Below are 16,671 nucleotides of genomic sequence, written 5' to 3' on the forward strand. Positions count from 1 at the left end.
TTGGTGTGCGTCCTTTCAAGGTGTTGCACGTCACTTGGTTAGACGGCTGGAGTGTTACCGCACCCTGGCCGTCGCCTTTTGCGCCTCACGTTCGCATCGGTGCGCGGGTGCGTCGATGGCCCGCCGTGAGGCGATGCGGTTTGCTTATGTGGATTGCCGTTGGTGCTGTCTTCCTTGCCCGCATAGCGGGTGTTTGGTTGCGAGGGCATTCACTTTAGAGAAGAGCGGCGCGGTGCGGAAAAGCAAATGCACTAGGAAGTCTCGATTTGCGGGAATAACTTTTCTTCAGCCCACAATGGCGGTTTGAGTACAACGAAGTCGTGGCGTCGGGTTTCTTTTCCACTTCTTCACAACGGAAGTACGACCTGATGAAGAGCCGAATCATGTATATCGAAGCGAAGTCGGGCGGCCTGACAGGACCGGCCCGCATCGGTCGAGTCACCAGTTCCAAGTCGGGGGCAACCTTGTACTACGGAGGAAAGGCCTTTCGCAGCCTGAAGGGAAGCGGCTTCAAGTCGAACTATTTCGACGTTGAAACCGGTGAGCACTACTGGATTTCAGGGCCTCGACGAGATGGGAAGGACGCCCTGTATGCGACGCACATTCGGCCCGTCATAGACGATGACGTTCGGGACGAGTATTGGTTGAAGGTTCGCGGGGAGGCGGTGCTGTGCGGGGGTGAGAAGCAACTCGTGTGAGTGCCGGTAGGTGTGACCCAGGGGTTCTACCAAGCAGCAAACTTCAGACCATGCCAGCAGCAAATATGCAGAAGTCCCGCTCGATAGCTCGACGGGCACTAGTTCTTTCCGCGGCGCTATTGATGACAAGCGGATGTGCTCCCATCGAAGTGAGGGAAAGTCAAAAGCTTGACGCCGTCTTGACAGCATCCAAGGGCGAGCCGCCTTCAAAGTTGGCTCAGAAGTTGGCTCTGCAAGGCTATGCCTGTACTGCAGCCCCTGAGGTTTCGTCGAGCAAGAAGGCGATGCTGCAGTGCTCAAGTCAGAGAGACAACCTGTGGCCGCCGTACTCCTGCATCTTCCGCGTTGATCTGGAAGCAGAACCGCAGGTAGGCTCGAACGAAACATCTCCAGTCGTGAGTCATGCGTGCGCTGGGCTATAGGCGGAATCCGGTCGGAAGCAGCCAGTCGCCAAGGGCAACTCCCGGGTAGGCTGTTTCCTCGGTAAGGTCATCCGCCTGGCTCGACCTGGACGCCAATTCCCCCAATACGCGACACCGTTGAAAGAGGAACCGAAGTACATGACAGTCAAGCGAATGGACAACATCCTGATCGTTGTCGACGATCTCGAAGCGGTGAAGGAGTTCTTTGTAGAGTTGGGCCTCGAACTCGAGGGCCAAACCACGGTTGAAGGGCCTTCTGTCGGGAGCCTCATTGGGCTTGGAGACGTCAGAGCCACCCTCGCGATGCTGCGGACTCCCGATGGGCAGGGAATTGAACTGGACAAATTCCACACGCCGAATGCGGTTCGGTTCGGGCCTGTGGATGCGCCAGTGAACACTTTGGGTCTTCGTCGAATCATGTTTGCCGTCGACGGCATCGATGCTGTCGTTGCGCGAATGCAGGCCCATGGCGCAGAACTCATTGGCCAGATGCAGTACGGGGAGTCGTACCGGCTTGCCTATCTTCGCGGGCCAGAGGGCATCATCGTCGGGCTTGCCGAGCAACTCGGTGGCGTTTAGGTCAAAAAAAGCCCCTGCCGCCTGACAAGCAGACGACAGGGGCAAGTGCGGCATCAGCCCTTCAGCCGAGCACCTCGGTCACGATGCCTGCGCCGACGGTCTTGCCGCCTTCGCGCATTGCGAACCGCATGCCGTTCTCGATGGCCACGGGCTTGTTCAGCTCGAAGCTGATCTGCGCCTGTGCGCCCGGCTCGACCAGACCGGTCTCGGTGTCGACGCGAATGACACCCGTCACGTCGGTCGTGCCGAAGAAGAACTGCGGCTGATAGCCTGAGCCGAACGGGGTATGGCGACCACCTTCGTCCTTGCTGAGGACGAAGATCTGTGCGCGCCCCGTCCGGTACGGCTTCAGCGCACCGGGCTTCACGACAACCTGGCCTCGCACGACATCGTCGCGCTTGACCCCTCGCAGCAGCAGGCCGACGTTCATGCCGGCTCGCGCCTCGGCGACGTCCTTGTGGAAGGACTGCACGCCGGTCACGATCACCTGTTCGTCGCCGTCCGAACTGAGCCCGACGATCTCCAGGCTGTCACCGACGCGGATCACACCGCGCTCGACCCGGCCGCTGACCACGGTGCCGCGGCCCGTGATGGTGTGCACGCCTTCGACAGGCATCATGAACGGCGCGCTGTAGTCGCGCACCGGATCAGGAATGCACGAGTCCAACGCGTTCACGAGCTCGACGATGCATTGCACGTCGGCGCCTTCGAGGTCGCCGCGCTCGGCGGCGGCCAAGGCCTTCAGCGCACTGCCGAAGACGAAGCGGGCATCGCGGTATCCGTGCGCAGCCAGCAGCGCGCCGATTTCCATTTCGATCAGCTGCTCGATGTCCGCGCGGTCACTTTCCGCAATGAGGTCCATCTTGTTCACGAACACCACCATGTGGCCGACGTTCACCTGGCGCGCCAGCAGCACATGCTCGATGGTCTGCCGTGCGGCGCCCTCGGTGCCGTCCACCAGCAGGATCGCGCCGTCCATCTGCGAGGCGCCGGTGATCATGTTCTTGATGTAGTCGGCATGTCCGGGGCAGTCGATGTGTGCGTAATGACGGCTGTCCGACTCGTACTCGACGTGCGAGGTATTGATCGTGATGCCGCGTTCGCGCTCTTCCTTCGCGTTGTCGATCTGCCCATAGGACAGCGCACGGCCGCCAATGCGCGCGGCCTGCACGAAGGTAAGAGCAGCCGTCAGCGTCGTCTTGCCATGGTCGACGTGACCGATGGTTCCGACATTCACATGAACCTTGTTCATCATGGTTTTCTCCAGTTTGAGAATAAAAAACCGATCCGATTCGCTGGCCAGGCGAAACGGTCGGCGGGTTGTCGGTGCGCGCGCACCAAACTCGCGATGCCCGCCATGCGGGCGAAAAAAAACCTGCTGGGTGGACCACCCGACAGGCTTTTCTTCTTGCCTGAAGGATGGACCTCCAGGCGCACGAGGGCCTGGAAGCTCTACACGAACCACTCCGCGGAGTCGAAGCACAGCACCGCGCTGGCAGCGCGTGCGGCGAAAGTAAGTTCTCGTTCGGGGCTCATGTCCAAATCTCCAACTGGGTAAGCAGAAAACAAAAAACCCGGTGGCTTGAGGCCTACCGGGTCTTGTGAAACTCAGGAGGCCGAGCCTCCAGGTGGAAGGGCTCTAGGAAAGCAATTCGGTGCCAAAAGGGCGCAGCGAAGCCGCCGCAACGGTGCGGGTCATCAATGCGTCTGGCGTGGTCAGGAACTGCTTCATGGGTCTCTCGTGCGGCTGGCTGTTGGCCGCAGCGCGATGGTTAATCTTTGGGGGGTCGGAGGCTAACATCGCTATAGCGATCCGGCAACAGAAGCGTTGCACGCGCGCAGCAATAGTTGCCCGGCGCTTCGTCGCAAATGTCGGCAAGCCGCATTCGTGGCGCCGTGGCACAGATCGACGCAGAAGCACGCCGGTTCCTTCGGCCCCGCGCCAGAGAGGCACCAGGCTCATAGGTCAACGCCCCTTTCAGTTCGCGGACGATGGCCGGTTGAGCGATCGGTTCTTCGCGGAGAACCGGGGCATCGGGAGCGGCAGCAACGCGCCCTTCGCGACGGCGGTGTGACTGGCTACAGTCGGCTAAGAACGGATATCTATGAGCCCCCTTTTCTGGGGATCTTTTTTGACTGGAGAAAAAAACCATGAGCTACTACACCCGCTTGGAACTGCAATGGGACGATGCTGACTACGCGTCTGGAAGCCTTACGCCTCAACTGATCGCCGAAGCGGCCGAGAGCTTTGTTGTCGGCAATGGTTGGTCGCTGGATGTGCTCAAAGACCTGCGGGCGTCTGCCGAAGGCAAAGGGCTTGATCGCCCGGGCTACAACTCCATCTATGCGGAACCGTTGATAGCAATGCTTCGAGAAATCTCGCTGGCATTCCCATCGGTCACGTTCTTTGCACGCGGTGTCGGCGAAGAAATGTTCGACACATGGGCTCGTGATATTCGCGCTGGCGAAGTCCACCGGGAGTTTGGTCCCTTTGAGCCAGCGGAGTAGTTTGCTCTCGAGCCACAAGCGGACCTAGAAGCCGCATTCATACTTTGTTATGAATGCAGACAAGAACTCTCGCAGCCTCTCTTTGCCATTCACCGCACCAGATTAGTACTTCGGTGAGCTCGATCGCGCATCGCTTTTGCGCAAAACCAACCGCAGGGGCAGCATATCGATCCGCGCCCGTAACAACGCTTGAAATTGTCATCGGTTCGGGCCCACACTCCGAACGCCTGTCACTCTGGATAGATCGCGATGTCCTTTTCGTTCGGTGCCGTTGTCGTCACCTATTTCCCCACCGACGGGCAACTGACGAACCTCCATTCACTCGCGCAGTCGTGCCCGCGCCTTTGCGTGGTCGACAACACGCCAGAAGTGGGCGACTGGCATCGCGCGCTCATCGACGCGGAGATCCCCGTGCTGCACAACGGCAACCGTGGTGGCATCGCGGGTGCCTTCAACTGCGGCATCGTCGAACTCGAAGCGCGGGGCGTTGAACTCTTCTTTCTGCTCGACCAGGATTCGGAGCTCCCGCCCGGCTACTTCAACGCCATGTGCCAGGCCGCAGTGGCAGCACGAGACAGGAAACACGATCGCGGCACAGGCGATGCCGGCGAGAGCGAAGAAGACGCTGCCTTCCTGATCGGCCCGCTCGTCCACGACACGAACCTGGACGCGCTGATTCCGCAATTCGGCCTCGAGGGCAAGCGTGTCTATCAGTTCGACCTGCGAAAGCCTTTCACCGAACCGCTGGTCCGCTGCGCCTTCCTGATCTCTTCTGGCTCTTTGATTTCGCGCGCGGCCTGGGCCAGGATAGGTCGCTTCGACGAGCGCTACGTGATCGACCACGTCGACACCGACTACTGCATGCGCGCACTGCACTGCGACGTACCGATCTATCTGAATCCGCACGTCGTGCTTCAGCATCAGATCGGCGATCTCCAGGCGAAGTCGCTGTTCGGCTGGAAGATCTACGTTATCAACTATTCGGCCGTGCGCCGCTATTACATTGCGCGCAATGCCCTCGACCTCTCGCTGGCGCATGTGCGTGCCTTTCCCGCGATTCTGTTCATCAACGTCTACACGCTGAAGCAGATCCTGCCCATGCTGATCTTCGAGCGCGATCGTTTGAGAAAGTGCATTGCACTGATGGTCGGCTTATTCGATGGCCTGCTCGGCCGGCTTGGCGGCATCCGCGAGGCGCGTCCCCGGATGAGCAAGTACCTGAGCCGCAGCGGTTGAATTCGCGATGAGCTCGACCCTTCAAGCGCCCCGCGCCCGCCGCGCCGCGCTCGCTTTCATATTCGTGACCGTGCTGATCGACTTCCTGGCGTTCGGGTTGATTCTTCCTGGTCTGCCGCATCTGGTGGAGCGCCTCGCTGGTGGTAGTACTGCAACAGCGGCGTATTGGATCGCAGTGTTCGGCACGGCGTTTGCGGCTATTCAGTTCATCTGCTCGCCGATTCAGGGCGCCTTGTCCGATCGCTTTGGGCGGCGACCTGTGATCTTGCTGTCGTGCCTGGGGCTGGCCGTGGACTTTGTGTTCATGGCCCTGGCCAACAGCTTGCCGTGGCTGTTCATTGGCCGGGTGGTGTCCGGCGTGTTCTCGGCCAGCCTTACTGCAGCCAATGCCTACATCGCCGATGTGACGTCGCCGGAGGAGCGCGCCAAGAGCTACGGCATAGTGGGCGCGGCGTTCGGTGTGGGCCTGGTGCTCGGGCCGGTGCTCGGCGGGCAACTGAGCCACATCGATTCACGCTTGCCGTTCTGGTTCGCGGCCGGCCTGACCATGCTCAACTTCTGCTACGGATGGTTCGTGTTGCCGGAGTCGCTGCCCTCGGAACGGCGCAGCCGGAAGTTTGACTGGTCGCACGCCAATCCGATCGGATCGCTGGTGCTGCTGAAGCGCTACCCGCAGGTGTTCGGGCTGGCGGCGGTGATCTTCCTTGTCAACCTCGCGCAGTATGTCTATCCCAGCGTGTTCGTGCTGTTCGCCGACTACCAATACCGCTGGAAGGAAGACGCGGTGGGTTGGGTGCTCGGACTGGTAGGCGTGCTCAGTGTGCTGGTCAACGTGCTGTTGATCGGACCGGGCGTGAAGCGCTTCGGCGAGCACCGCACCCTGTTGTTCGGGCTGGGTTGCGGCGTGCTCGGCTTCGTCATCTACGGCTTCGCCGATGTCGGCTGGGTCCTTGTGGCTGCGCTGCCGTTCGGCACGTTGTTGGCGGTCGCCGGACCGGCGGCACAGACGCTGCTCACCAGGCAGGTCGACGCTAGTGAGCAAGGTCGCGTTCAGGGCGCGTTGACGAGCCTGGTGTCGGTGGCAGGTATCGTCGGACCAGCGACGTTCGCCGGCAGCTTCGGTTATTTCATCGGGGCGGACGCACCCGTGCATTTGCCAGGCGCGCCTTTTTTCATTGCCGCGGTGTTCCTGGGCATCGGCGCGCTGATCGCGTGGCGCTACGCACGGCCGACGGTGGCGGTGGACGCAACAGCAGCGGTAGTCAAGCCGACCTAGCACGGCCTTCTCGGCCATGCCTCGGCAAGGTCATGGGCAACGGAAGCTATATTGTTCATCTAGCAACAAGAGAGAAGTCACCATGGCAAAAGCCTATTGGGTCAGTGCGTACCGTGCCATCAAGGACGCCGACAAACTTGCAGCCTACGCAAAACTGGCCGGCCCGGCGATCACTGCTGGCGGTGGGCGCTTTCTGGCGCGTGGCCTGCCCGCCAAGGTCTACGAGTTCGGTTTGTCCGAACGCACCGTGTTGATCGAGTTCGACAGCCTCGAGCTGGCTACGTCCACGCATGACAGCCCTGACTACCAAGCTGCGCTTGCCGCGTTGGGCGACGGCGCCGAACGGGATCTACGGATCATCGAAGGGGTCTGAGCAACCGCGGGCCAGGGGCTGGCGCCGACTCAAGCAGCCGAATCCTTCTCTGGCAGCAACGCCTCCAGGACGAAGCGTGTCGGTCCGCTGGCACCCCGGTCGCTGACCGCTAGACCGAGCTGCCGCCATAGAGCCGGGCTGAGCGGGCGAACGGCGATGCGAGGATCGCGCGCGGGCTCGTGCGATTCCTCCGGCAGCAAGGCCGCTCCGTAGCCGGCGGCGACCAGTGTCCTGATCGCATCGTTGTAGTTGAGCTCGATGCGCGGCCGGCAATGGACGCCAGCCGCAGAGAACCATTCCGCGGTCAGCCGGTAGAGACGTGTGGAAGAGTCGTTCATGATCAGCGGTCGCTGGGCCAGCCACTGCGGGGTAAGCCGCTTGGGTGCTTTCCAGTCCGCCGGCAGAAAGGCGACGACAGATTCGCGCCGCAGCGGAGTGACATGAACACCGCGCACAGGCGCCTGCGGCAGCGCCACGACCGCCAGGTCGAGGCTGCCTGCGGCGAGCCGGGCCATGCTGTCGTTGGAGGTCAGCACCTGCACGTTCACGTCGATGCCGGGATGGTTCCGGGCAAGACGTTCGAGCGCGGGCGGCAGCAGGTGCGCGATGGCGCCCGTCGATGCCCCCACCCGCACGCGGCCCGTTTGGCCGGCGAGCTGACGTCGAACGTCCTCCACTGCGTCGTCCGCGTCTGCCAGCAACCTGCGGGCACGCGCGATGAAGCGCTCTCCCAAGGCAGTCGCTTGCGCGGGCCCCCGCCCGCGAACGAGCAACTGGCCACCCAGGCGCGACTCCAGTTCCGCGATCTGAACGGTGACGGTGGGTGCCGCCAGGTGAAGGGCGCGCGCAGCATTGGCCAAAGACCCGAGGTCGGCGATGGCGACAAGGGTGCGCAGATGGTCAAGGCTCAGTTCCCGCATATCGCTAATTTAACTTTTCTTAATCTGGGGTTCCATATATTTAGCTGGAGCCATCGAGGTCGTATCCCTACGATCGCGCTCCATGGACCTCAATATCTTCATCGACGGCGACCAGGGCACCACCGGCCTTGACCTGCAGAACCGCCTGCGGGGCGGGGAATTTCGCATCCGCACATTGCCGACAAGCCTGCGCAAGGATGCGGCTGCCCGCCGGGCCGCTCTCAACGAGTGCGACATCGCAATCCTTTGCCTGCCCGATGCCGCGGCGCGCGACGCGGTGGCGATGATCGAGAACCCTGCCGTGCGTGTCATCGACGCCAGCTCGGCCCACCGCACCAGCCCGGGTTGGGTCTACGGCCTGCCGGAGCTCGATGCACAGCAAGGCGAACGTATCGCCTCGGCACCGCGGGTCACGAATCCGGGCTGCTATCCCACCGCCGCGGTCGCTCTGCTGCGACCGCTGACGGATGCGGGTTTGTTGCCCACCGACTATCCGCTGGTCATCCATGCCGTCTCAGGCTATTCGGGTCAGGGCAGGGCGGGGGCGGAAGCGCACGAGGCCGCAGCTGGCGGCGCAGGGGCGCATTCGCTGAAGGTCTATGGCCTTGCACTCGAGCACAAGCACGTGGCGGAAATCGAGGCCTATGGCGGCTTGGCGCAGCGGCCCATCTTCGTGCCGGCCTATGGCAGCTACCGGCAGGGCATCGTGCTGACCATCGGATTGCACGCGCGGATGCTTCCCTCTGATGCTTCGGGCGTGCGCATCCACGAATGCCTTGCGGAACGATACCGCGATGCGGCGCATGTGCGCGTGCTGCCGATGTCGTCTGCTGTGCCGATGACCGAACTGGACCCGCAAGTCCACAACGGCTCGAACGACATGAGTCTGGCCGTTGCATTCAATGAACGCACAGGTCAGATCGTCTTGAGCGCGGTTCTCGACAATCTGGGCAAAGGTGCCGCAGGCGCGGCCGTGCAGAACCTGCGATTGATGGCGAGCGCTTCGTAGCCCACGTTGCGAATTCGAAAGGCGATACGGTTCACTCAGCTGGATTGTTGTGAGTCCTTCTTTCCACACCTCTCACCACGCATACCCCGCCTGCACCCGAGCCGCAACCCTGTTATTGCTCCCACTGCTCGTAGCCGTCGAAACCCCCACCCCCAGATTCAGGTTGTCATTGACCTGATAGCCAAACGCAAAGCCCACAGCCGACGCACCTGCATAGTTGCCAACCGCAGCGCCCATCCATTTCTTGCCCACCGGCAGCGTTGGCATCGACGGCATGGCCAACGCCGCGGCCACGCCCTGCGCAGCAAATGCATTGGCCTGGCTGGTCGCGTTGCTCACCGCCTGCTGCAGCTGATTGACGTTGACTGCGTCAGTGCCCAGCACCCCCGGCGCGACATTCGTGATGCCGCGCAACTGACCGGTGGCGGCATTGCCCACCGACACGGTGTTGTCGCGCTCCGCCACGGAGCCCTGGCCCAGTGCGACCGCGTTGTTGCCAGAGGCCAATGTGTTGGCGCCCAGCGCCACGGCGTTGTTGCCGGTGGCGATGGCGTTGTTGCCTACTGCGGTGGTTGGGTCGGCCAGCGCCTTGGCGCCGGCACCGATGGCGACCGAGCCCGCATTGCTGGCTTGCGCCCCGTTGCCGATGGCCACGGTGTTCTCGCCGTTGGCCTGTGCGTTGGTGCCCATCGATGTGCTGCCCGCGCCGCTGGAACTGGCGCCGGGGCCGCAGGCCACGGCACCGCCAGCGCCCACCGCGCACACGCCGCTGGCCAGGGCCTGGTTCATCAGCGTCTGCAGCGCCGTCACCTGCTGCACGGTGAAGTTGTTGGCCGTGGTGATGGCGGTCTGTTGCGCCTGCTGCACCTGGCCGACGTTGGCTGCATCGGTGGTCGCCTGACCCGCGCTCACGTTGCTGATGGTGGTGCCGGCGCCGCCGTTGGCGTTGAGTTGCAGCGATGTGCCGCCCGCGCCGTACTGCGCCGAGTTCTGCGCGAGGGACTGCGCAGTCGAGGCGGTCTGCTGCACGGTGTAGAGCTGGCTGCCGTTGACGGCATCGGTGCTCGTGGCGTTCACCGCGCCGGCGTTGACGTTGACGAGGGTGCGCGTCTGGCCCGCCGAGCCGAATGAAACGGTGTTTGCCGCGGTGGCGACCGAGTTGGCGCCGATGGCTGCGCTATTGGTCGCGCCACTGGCAACCTGGCTGCCCGTGCCGACGGCCACGCTGCCGGTGGCCAGCGCCGACGCACCGGATGACCCGTTGTAGGCGCCGCCAATGGCGGTGCTGCCGTTGCCCGATGCCACGGCGCCCTGGCTGGCGCCCGAGGCACTGCCGATGGCGACCGCCGAGACGCCCGATGCCTGCGCGCCGCCGCCGCCCGCCTGGCCGCTGAAGCCGCAGCAGCCGTCCGTGCCCTGGCCTCCCGACCCGACGGCGATGGCGCCGCTGGCAGAAGCTTGTGCACCGCTGCCGCCGTTGCCGCCCGTGCCGCCCGCGAACCCCTGCCCGGCGGTGCCGCCGCCGCCGATGGCCGTCGCGCCGTTCGCGTTTGCGCTGGCGCCCGCTCCACCTGTGCCGCCGGTTCCGCCGGCGGTTCCGTTGCTGCCGTCGCCGCCCGCTCCGATCGCGGTGGCGCCATCTCCGGAGACCGTGGCTGCGCCACCGCCGCTGCTGCTCGTCCAGCCCGGCTGGTTGGGGCCGGGGTTGCCGGCGTCACCGGCCACGTAGCCCGCTGCGTGAGCGCTTCCCATGGTGAGCAGGGCCACGGCCGGCAAGTACCGGCGCGAGAGCTGGAGTCGAGTGAGCATGGTTCTTCCCTTGCAAAAACGAATAAGACAAAACGCGGGCGAGTGTGTCTTTTTGTTTGCAGAAGAGCCATACCCGAGAACTGGTAGATCCGGCTCCGGCAAGGCTCGGCGTCAGGTTGAGCGCGTCATACTCCCAGCCGGATCATTCGCACGGGATGTGATGTGCCAACCGAGCCGGGAGTAGAAAAATGATCACTGCATGCTGGCGTGCGCTGCCTGCCGCACTGGCGCTTGCCCTCTCGCTGCTGATGAGCGCCTGCTCCAGCCTGCCGCCCCGGGTGCCGGAACAGCCTGTCAACGCCATCGCAGATTTCTCGGCCACGCCGTTGAGCGCGATCACGCAGAAGGTGCTGCCTCAAGATACCCGCTCGGGCTTCCAGCTCCTGCCCTATGGCCCCACTTCCTTCGCCACCCGCATCGCAATGGCGAAGCTCGCCACCCGCAGCCTCGACGTGCAGTACTACCTGCTGGCCGCGGACAACACCGGCCGCGCCCTGATGCGCGAGCTACGCGACGCCGCGCTGCGCGGAGTGCGCGTTCGGCTGCTGGTCGACGACCTCTACACCACTGGCGAAGATGATCTGCTGCTGGCGCTCGCCAGCTATCCGAACGTGCAGGTGCGCCTGTTCAACCCGTTTCCGGGCGGGCGCGGCAGCGACGTGACGCGCTTCATCAGCTCGGGCCTGGACTTCGACCGCATCAACCGGCGCATGCACAACAAACTGTTCGTGGCCGACAACGCCGCGGCCGTGGCGGGCGGTCGCAACATGGCAGACGAATACGTGATGAATGCCGCCGGCAGCAACTTCGTCGACATGGACGTCTTCGCGGCCGGCCCGGTGGTGCGCGAACTGTCGAACGAGTTCGACCACTACTGGAACAGCGAGGTCGTCTACCCCGTGGGCCAGATCGCTCGCAGCAGGCTCACACCCGCGCAACTGCAGCAGAACTTCGAAGCGCTCACCGCCACGGCGAAGCCGCCCGAGGCGTTCCGAATCCCGCTGGACGGCAAGATCCTCAACGCCAGCGCAAACGAGCCTTCCGTCGTGCCGCTCGACATGGTGCCCATGCTGAACCTGCCTTTCGAGCTGGCCGAGCACCAGTTGAGCCCGCTGCTGTGGGCCAATGCGCGCGTGCTGTTCGATCCGCTCACCAAGACCGAGGGCCTGAACGAGCGCGAGAACTCCATCAAGGGCACGGTGACCGAAGGCGTCATCCGCTGGTTCGAGACTTCGCGCTCCAGCATCAAGATGGTGTCGCCGTATTTCGTTCCGTCCGATGCGGCCGTGGCCAACCTGGCGCGGGCGCAGGCCGAGGGTATCAGCGTGTCGCTGGTCACCAACTCGCTTGCGTCCACCGACGAGCCATGGGTGTACGTGGGCTACTGGCCGCACATCCACGAACTGCTCAAGTCCGGCGTGACCATCTACGAGCTGAGCCCCACGCTGAGCGTGAAGCGCGGCAAGTACGGCATCTTCGGCCACCGCACGGGCGCGTTGCACATGAAGAACGGCATCGTCGACCAGAAGCAGGTGTTCCTCGGCTCGATGAACCTCGACCCCCGCTCGGCCCGGCTCAACACCGAACTGGGCGTGATCATCGACAGCCCCGAGATGGCGCGACAGCTGCTGAGCTTCGCGGATGCGGGCAGCTCCTACCGCTTGCGGCTCGACGCCACCGGCCGGAACGTCGAGTGGGTAGAAGAAGACGAGGACGGCAAGGAAACGGCCTACGACGTGCCGCCCGAAACCTCGGCGTGGCAGCGCTTCAAGCTGCGGTTGATCGCGCCGTTCATTCCGCAGAGCCAGCTGTAGCGGCTCTGCGTTCGCGGGCTCGCCCTTACCGCTCTCACACGTTGCTGGTGGCGCGCACTTCCTCGATGGTGGTCTGACCGGCCAGCACCTTCTCGATGCCGTCCTGCCGCAGCGTGCGCATGCCTTCCTGCAGGGCAGCCTGCTGAAGCTCCTCCGCGCGTGCGCCGGTCTGCACCAGGCGGCGCAGCGTCTTCGACATGGTCATCAGCTCGTGGATACCCACGCGCCCCTTGAAGCCGGTGTCGCCGCAATGCTTGCAGCCGGTGCTGGTGTAGGTGTGCAGGTGCCCGTCGCGGCCGTATCGCTGCACCCAGTCGCTTCGCACCGCCTGCCGCTGGGCCGCATCGTGCTGCTGCGCGCCGAAGGCGTGCATGTAGTCGTCCAGCAGTTCGTCGACGGTCTCGGGGCTTGCGGGCTTGCTGCTGGTGCATTGCTTGCACAGGCGGCGCACCAGCCGTTGTGCGAGCACGGCCAGCAGAGAGTCTGCGAAGTTGAACGGGTCCATGCCCATGTCGAGCAGTCGGGTCACGGTTTCGGGCGCGCTGTTAGTGTGCAGGGTCGACAGCACGAGGTGGCCGGTCAGTGAGGCCTCGATGGCGGTCTTCGCGGTTTCCTCGTCGCGGATTTCGCCGACCATGATCACGTCCGGGTCGGCGCGCACGAAGGCTCGCAGCGCCTTGGCAAAGGTCCAGTCGATGCGCGGATTGATCTGCACCTGCCGCAGCCCGGCCTGCGTGATTTCGACCGGGTCTTCCGCCGTCCAGATCTTTCGCTCCGGCGTGTTGATGTGCATCAGCGCCGAGTGCAGCGTCGTCGTCTTGCCCGAGCCCGTGGGCCCCACGCACAGCACCATGCCGTAGGGACGCTCGACGGCCTTGGTCAGCTGCGCAAGGTTGTTCGGCGACAGGCCCAGCTCGCTCATGGGAATGGGCTTGGCCGATGCCAGGATGCGCATCACCACGTCTTCGAGCCCGTTGTTGGTGGGAATGGTTGCCACGCGCAGTTCGATGCGGTGCTGCGGCGAGTACTTCGCGAAGTTGATCTTGCCGTCCTGCGGGTTGCGCTTTTCGCTGATGTCCAGGTCGCACATGATCTTCACGCGCGCGACGATGGCGTTGCGGTAGCTCGGCGGCAGCTCCAGGTAGGTGTAGAGCAGGCCGTCGCGGCGAAAGCGGATGCGGGTTTTTTCCTGGCCGGGGTAGCTTTCGATGTGAATGTCCGACGCGCCCTCGCGATGCGCCTCGAGGATCATGCTGTTGATCATGCGCACAAGGGAGTTGTCAGACTGCTCGATAGGCGCGTCGGAAGTGGGCGCGGCGGGGCCTTCTTTCTCCAGCGTCTGCAGCAGTTCGCTGGTGCCGGCCATGTCGAAATCGAGCGGCTGGCTGGGATCGAGGCTGGACGAGAAGGCGCCGGGAGCGGAGGCCGTGTGCTCGCCGATCTTTTCGTACACCGCTCGCAGCACGCCGTCGAGGTCGAGGCATTGCCCCACGACCGGCGTGACCTTCATCTGGGCGATGAACTCCACTTCGTCGAGTGCCGAATGCCGGCTGGTCGGGTCGTCGATCGCTACGACGAGGCGCCCTTCGTGCAGCATCAGCGGCATCACCTGCAGGCGGCGCGATACCGCATACGGGAGCTTGCGCAACGCCTCGGCAGCAGCGGGAAACAGATGCAGGTTGACGAGGGGGTAGCCCATCTTGCGCACCAGCGCGGTCTGCAGCTGGCCGCGGCTCACTACGCCCATGCGCACCAGCGTCTCGCCCAGCGGCACGGTGGGCTCCAGCTTTTGCTGCGCCAGCCCCGCGCGAAGCTGCTCGTCGGTGATCATGCCCAGCGATGTCAGCGCTTCGCCGATGCGTGCGATCGGTGTGCGGCTCTGGGCTTCGAGCGCGCTATGCAACTGCTCGGGCATGACGACTTCGATGGGGGGCATGGGGCGATCTCCTGTCTGGATTGCGGACAGGCAATCGTAGAGCGTGATCGATGCACTTGCCACCAGCTTGACCCTTGAGTACACAAGTTCTCAATGCTGCAATGAAATGCCCCCAAGGCTTCGCGCACTTCGTGTCGCTTCGCCTGCCCCTCGCCGGGGGCGACACCTTCTCGGCCGTGGTTCGCACCCCGAATCTCCTTTAGTCCTACGCGGATTGCCCGCCATCTGCCCAAACATGGCCCCGATGCGTCAATTGATCCTTGCAACGACCCTGGGGCTGAGCGCGCTCGGCGCTTCCACACAGGCCGAGCCCGTCAAGGTGCCCGTCGACAGCGACGAGAAGGGCTCCGTCTACGTCGCGCCTAACGTCAACCCGACCGAGACATCGGCCACCGTCAAGGGGGGCACGGTCGGCGTGCTGCGGCCCGATGGCAGCGGCACCTACATCGGTACCGACACCTCCATGCCACGGCCTACTTACTCGCTGGGCGGAAGCACCGGCGGCAATCTGTCGCTCTCGGGCGGGTTGTCGTCGGACGGCAAGAACAACAACGGCGTGAAGGCCGGCGTCACCATCAAGTACTGAGTCGGGTACCGAAGGCCCCGCGGTCTCAGACCAGCGTGCCGTACACGATGAACCCAGCCGTACACGATGAACCCATCGTGCGTCGCGACCTTGTCGTAGAGCGTGCGGCCGGCTGTGTTGGTCACGTGCGTCTGCCAGTACACGCGATGCACGCCTGCATCCTTCGCGCGCTCGTACACACCCTGGATGAGCTGGCGGCCAACGCCACGCCCACGCTCCGACGGCAGCGTGAACAGGTCCTGCAGATAGCAGGTCGGGTCCAGGCGCGTGGTGCTGCGGTGAAAGAGGTAGTGCGTGAGCCCGACCAGTTGGCCATCTCGCTCGGCGACCAGCGCGTGCACCGGCTCGTAGGCATCGAAGAAGCGCTGCCAGGTGGCCTGCGTGATTTCATCGGCGAGCGCGGTCGCACCCTCGCGTCCGTAGAAAGCGTTGTAGCCGTCCCAGAGCGGCTTCCATGCCGCGTAGTCTTGCGGCGTCGGCGGGCGAATCAGGAGGGAGGAGGTCATGGCGTCGGTGGTCTGCACGTTGAAAGACATGCGATTGCAACATGACCGGACTCAGGGCGCGAAGAACTCCGTCAGCGCTTCTTCAGGCAACTGTCCGCGCAGGCCGATGGCGACAACGCCGGGGCGCGTGTCATCGGCGGGCGGCGCGGCCTTGCGCAAGCTGCCGTGACGGCCGGCGAACTGCACCTCCGACCATTCACCGTCGCCAGTGCGCAGCAAGCCCTTGAGCCGCAAGACACCCGGCGGCACCTCGCGCAGCCAGGCGCGCAGCGTGGCGGCGGGAATCGCGGCTTGGGGCAGCGCGCTCCACGTCTGGAACAACGATCCGTGATCGGGGTTGTCATGACCGTGGTGATCGTGACAGTCATGACCGCAGACATGCGGAGCCACATCCGCATGCGGCAGCCCCGACAGCAGCGCCAGCGGCACCGCCGATTCCGTCGTCTCGATGCATGGCGTGCCCGGCGCCGTCGCACCGACCCACGCTCTGGCCCCAGCGAGCGCCTCGGCGGATGCAAGGTCGGCCTTGTTCACCACCACGAGGTCGGCCGACTTCAGCTGCCGCACCAGCGTGTCCGCCAGCAATGGGTCTGCCGACTGCTGGGCCACCGCACTCGCATCCACCAGCACGATCACGCCTTCGAGGCTCAGCTCCGGCGCGGCCATGCCGATCTGCGCGATGCGCCACGGGTCCGACACGCCGCTGGCCTCGATCACCACCGCGTCGAAGGGCGTCTTCGCCTCGATCACGTCCACCAGCGCCCGCCCCAGGTCGTCGCCGATCTGGCAGCACACGCAGCCGTTGGTCAGCGCGGTGGTGTCGCCGTGCGTGGCGGCGATGAGTCCGGCGTCGATGTTGAGGGCGCCGAAGTCGTTCACCAGCACCGCCATGCGCAGGCCGTTCGCCTCGCGCAGCCAGCGGTTGAGCAGCGTGGTCTTGCCCGCGCCCAGGAAGCCGCCGATGACGGTGAGCGGCAGGCGCTTCTTCTTCGGCGTCAT

General features: G+C 64.2%; 14 protein-coding genes and 1 pseudogene. 9 read left to right on the forward strand and 6 right to left on the reverse strand.

Annotation, left to right across the window (positions count from 1 at the left end; genetic code table 11):
* The first annotated feature begins 368 nt into the window (after window positions 1–368).
* A complete protein-coding gene (locus BLW48_RS31900) occupies window positions 369–698 on the forward strand; it encodes a 1-deoxy-D-xylulose-5-phosphate synthase (RefSeq protein ID WP_093058476.1) in 330 nt (109 codons plus the stop codon).
* A 560-nt stretch (window positions 699–1,258) separates the two neighbouring features.
* Window positions 1,259–1,699, forward strand: a complete 441-nt coding sequence (locus tag BLW48_RS31905) for a VOC family protein (RefSeq protein ID WP_093179624.1) — start codon at window positions 1,259–1,261, stop codon at window positions 1,697–1,699.
* 61 nt (window positions 1,700–1,760) lie between these two features.
* Here the strand turns inward: BLW48_RS31905 and tuf are convergent, their stop codons facing one another.
* On the reverse strand, window positions 1,761–2,954 hold the full coding sequence (gene tuf / locus BLW48_RS31910) for an elongation factor Tu (protein ID WP_218132254.1): 1,194 nt from the start codon (window positions 2,952–2,954) through the stop codon (window positions 1,761–1,763).
* Between the two features lie 896 nt (window positions 2,955–3,850).
* On the opposite strand from tuf, the gene BLW48_RS31920 reads away from it, so the two are divergent.
* The 4 genes from BLW48_RS31920 to BLW48_RS31935 all read left to right on the forward strand — a co-directional run bounded on the left by BLW48_RS31920 (window position 3,851) and on the right by BLW48_RS31935 (window position 7,092).
* On the forward strand, window positions 3,851–4,207 hold the full coding sequence (locus tag BLW48_RS31920; RefSeq protein ID WP_093179626.1) for a hypothetical protein: 357 nt from the start codon (window positions 3,851–3,853) through the stop codon (window positions 4,205–4,207).
* Window positions 4,208–4,555: 348 nt separating this feature from the next.
* Window positions 4,556–5,443, forward strand: a complete 888-nt coding sequence (locus BLW48_RS31925; protein WP_256331039.1) for a glycosyltransferase family protein — start codon at window positions 4,556–4,558, stop codon at window positions 5,441–5,443.
* A 7-nt stretch (window positions 5,444–5,450) separates the two neighbouring features.
* On the forward strand, window positions 5,451–6,719 hold the full coding sequence (locus BLW48_RS31930; RefSeq protein ID WP_093179629.1) for a TCR/Tet family MFS transporter: 1,269 nt from the start codon (window positions 5,451–5,453) through the stop codon (window positions 6,717–6,719).
* A gap of 82 nt (window positions 6,720–6,801) precedes the next feature.
* Entirely contained in the window at window positions 6,802–7,092 is a 291-nt protein-coding gene (locus BLW48_RS31935) for a DUF1330 domain-containing protein (protein ID WP_093179630.1), read from the forward strand.
* A 29-nt stretch (window positions 7,093–7,121) separates the two neighbouring features.
* On the opposite strand, the gene BLW48_RS31940 is transcribed toward BLW48_RS31935, so the two are convergent.
* The gene (locus BLW48_RS31940) at window positions 7,122–8,012 is read right to left on the reverse strand and encodes a LysR family transcriptional regulator (protein WP_093058470.1); all 891 of its coding nucleotides are present in this window, start codon (window positions 8,010–8,012) and stop codon (window positions 7,122–7,124) included.
* Window positions 8,013–8,094: 82 nt separating this feature from the next.
* Between BLW48_RS31940 and argC the strand changes: the two genes are divergently transcribed.
* Complete coding sequence (gene argC, locus BLW48_RS31945; RefSeq protein ID WP_093179632.1) at window positions 8,095–9,021, forward strand: N-acetyl-gamma-glutamyl-phosphate reductase; 927 nt, start codon at window positions 8,095–8,097, stop codon at window positions 9,019–9,021.
* 72 nt (window positions 9,022–9,093) lie between these two features.
* Here the strand turns inward: argC and BLW48_RS31950 are convergent, their stop codons facing one another.
* Window positions 9,094–10,830 (reverse strand): YadA family autotransporter adhesin, encoded by a 1,737-nt coding sequence (locus tag BLW48_RS31950; RefSeq protein WP_093179634.1) that lies wholly within the window; start codon window positions 10,828–10,830, stop codon window positions 9,094–9,096.
* 188 nt (window positions 10,831–11,018) lie between these two features.
* Between BLW48_RS31950 and BLW48_RS31955 the strand changes: the two genes are divergently transcribed.
* On the forward strand, window positions 11,019–12,644 hold the full coding sequence (locus BLW48_RS31955; RefSeq protein ID WP_177142482.1) for a phospholipase D family protein: 1,626 nt from the start codon (window positions 11,019–11,021) through the stop codon (window positions 12,642–12,644).
* A gap of 34 nt (window positions 12,645–12,678) precedes the next feature.
* Here the strand turns inward: BLW48_RS31955 and BLW48_RS31960 are convergent, their stop codons facing one another.
* Window positions 12,679–14,580, reverse strand: coding sequence for a GspE/PulE family protein (locus BLW48_RS31960; protein ID WP_093179635.1), 1,902 nt, complete (start codon window positions 14,578–14,580; stop codon window positions 12,679–12,681).
* A 244-nt stretch (window positions 14,581–14,824) separates the two neighbouring features.
* Here BLW48_RS31960 and BLW48_RS31965 point away from each other — a divergent pair, with 244 nt between their 5' ends.
* Window positions 14,825–15,166 carry a hypothetical protein gene (locus tag BLW48_RS31965; RefSeq protein WP_093058531.1) on the forward strand — a complete coding sequence of 114 codons (342 nt, stop codon included), beginning with the start codon at window positions 14,825–14,827 and terminating at the stop codon, window positions 15,164–15,166.
* A gap of 56 nt (window positions 15,167–15,222) precedes the next feature.
* Here the strand turns inward: BLW48_RS31965 and BLW48_RS31970 are convergent.
* Both BLW48_RS31970 and BLW48_RS31975 read right to left on the reverse strand, forming a co-directional pair.
* Window positions 15,223–15,672 (reverse strand): annotated as a pseudogene (locus BLW48_RS31970) (N-acetyltransferase family protein); the annotation flags it as partial.
* Between the two features lie 51 nt (window positions 15,673–15,723).
* Window positions 15,724–16,671: a CobW family GTP-binding protein gene (locus BLW48_RS31975; RefSeq protein ID WP_093179637.1), complete on the reverse strand. Its 948-nt coding sequence runs from the start codon at window positions 16,669–16,671 to the stop codon at window positions 15,724–15,726.

The organism is Variovorax sp. YR266 (genome assembly GCF_900107295.1).
GTDB lineage: Bacteria > Pseudomonadota > Gammaproteobacteria > Burkholderiales > Burkholderiaceae_C > Variovorax.

Excerpts from the sequence above, each read along its gene's own strand:
- BLW48_RS31900 (WP_093058476.1), top strand. The coding sequence starts at position 369 with ATGAAGAGCCGAATCATGTATATCGAAGCGAAGTCGGGCGGCCTGACA.
- BLW48_RS31905 (WP_093179624.1), top strand. The coding sequence starts at position 1,259 with ATGACAGTCAAGCGAATGGACAACATCCTGATCGTTGTCGACGATCTC.
- tuf (WP_218132254.1), bottom strand. The coding sequence starts at position 2,954 with ATGATGAACAAGGTTCATGTGAATGTCGGAACCATCGGTCACGTCGAC.
- BLW48_RS31920 (WP_093179626.1), top strand. The coding sequence starts at position 3,851 with ATGAGCTACTACACCCGCTTGGAACTGCAATGGGACGATGCTGACTAC.
- BLW48_RS31930 (WP_093179629.1), top strand. The coding sequence starts at position 5,451 with ATGAGCTCGACCCTTCAAGCGCCCCGCGCCCGCCGCGCCGCGCTCGCT.
- BLW48_RS31935 (WP_093179630.1), top strand. The coding sequence starts at position 6,802 with ATGGCAAAAGCCTATTGGGTCAGTGCGTACCGTGCCATCAAGGACGCC.
- BLW48_RS31940 (WP_093058470.1), bottom strand. The coding sequence starts at position 8,012 with ATGCGGGAACTGAGCCTTGACCATCTGCGCACCCTTGTCGCCATCGCC.
- argC (WP_093179632.1), top strand. The coding sequence starts at position 8,095 with ATGGACCTCAATATCTTCATCGACGGCGACCAGGGCACCACCGGCCTT.
- BLW48_RS31950 (WP_093179634.1), bottom strand. The coding sequence starts at position 10,830 with ATGCTCACTCGACTCCAGCTCTCGCGCCGGTACTTGCCGGCCGTGGCC.
- BLW48_RS31955 (WP_177142482.1), top strand. The coding sequence starts at position 11,019 with ATGATCACTGCATGCTGGCGTGCGCTGCCTGCCGCACTGGCGCTTGCC.
- BLW48_RS31960 (WP_093179635.1), bottom strand. The coding sequence starts at position 14,580 with ATGCCCCCCATCGAAGTCGTCATGCCCGAGCAGTTGCATAGCGCGCTC.
- BLW48_RS31965 (WP_093058531.1), top strand. The coding sequence starts at position 14,825 with ATGCGTCAATTGATCCTTGCAACGACCCTGGGGCTGAGCGCGCTCGGC.
- BLW48_RS31975 (WP_093179637.1), bottom strand. The coding sequence starts at position 16,671 with ATGACGCCGAAGAAGAAGCGCCTGCCGCTCACCGTCATCGGCGGCTTC.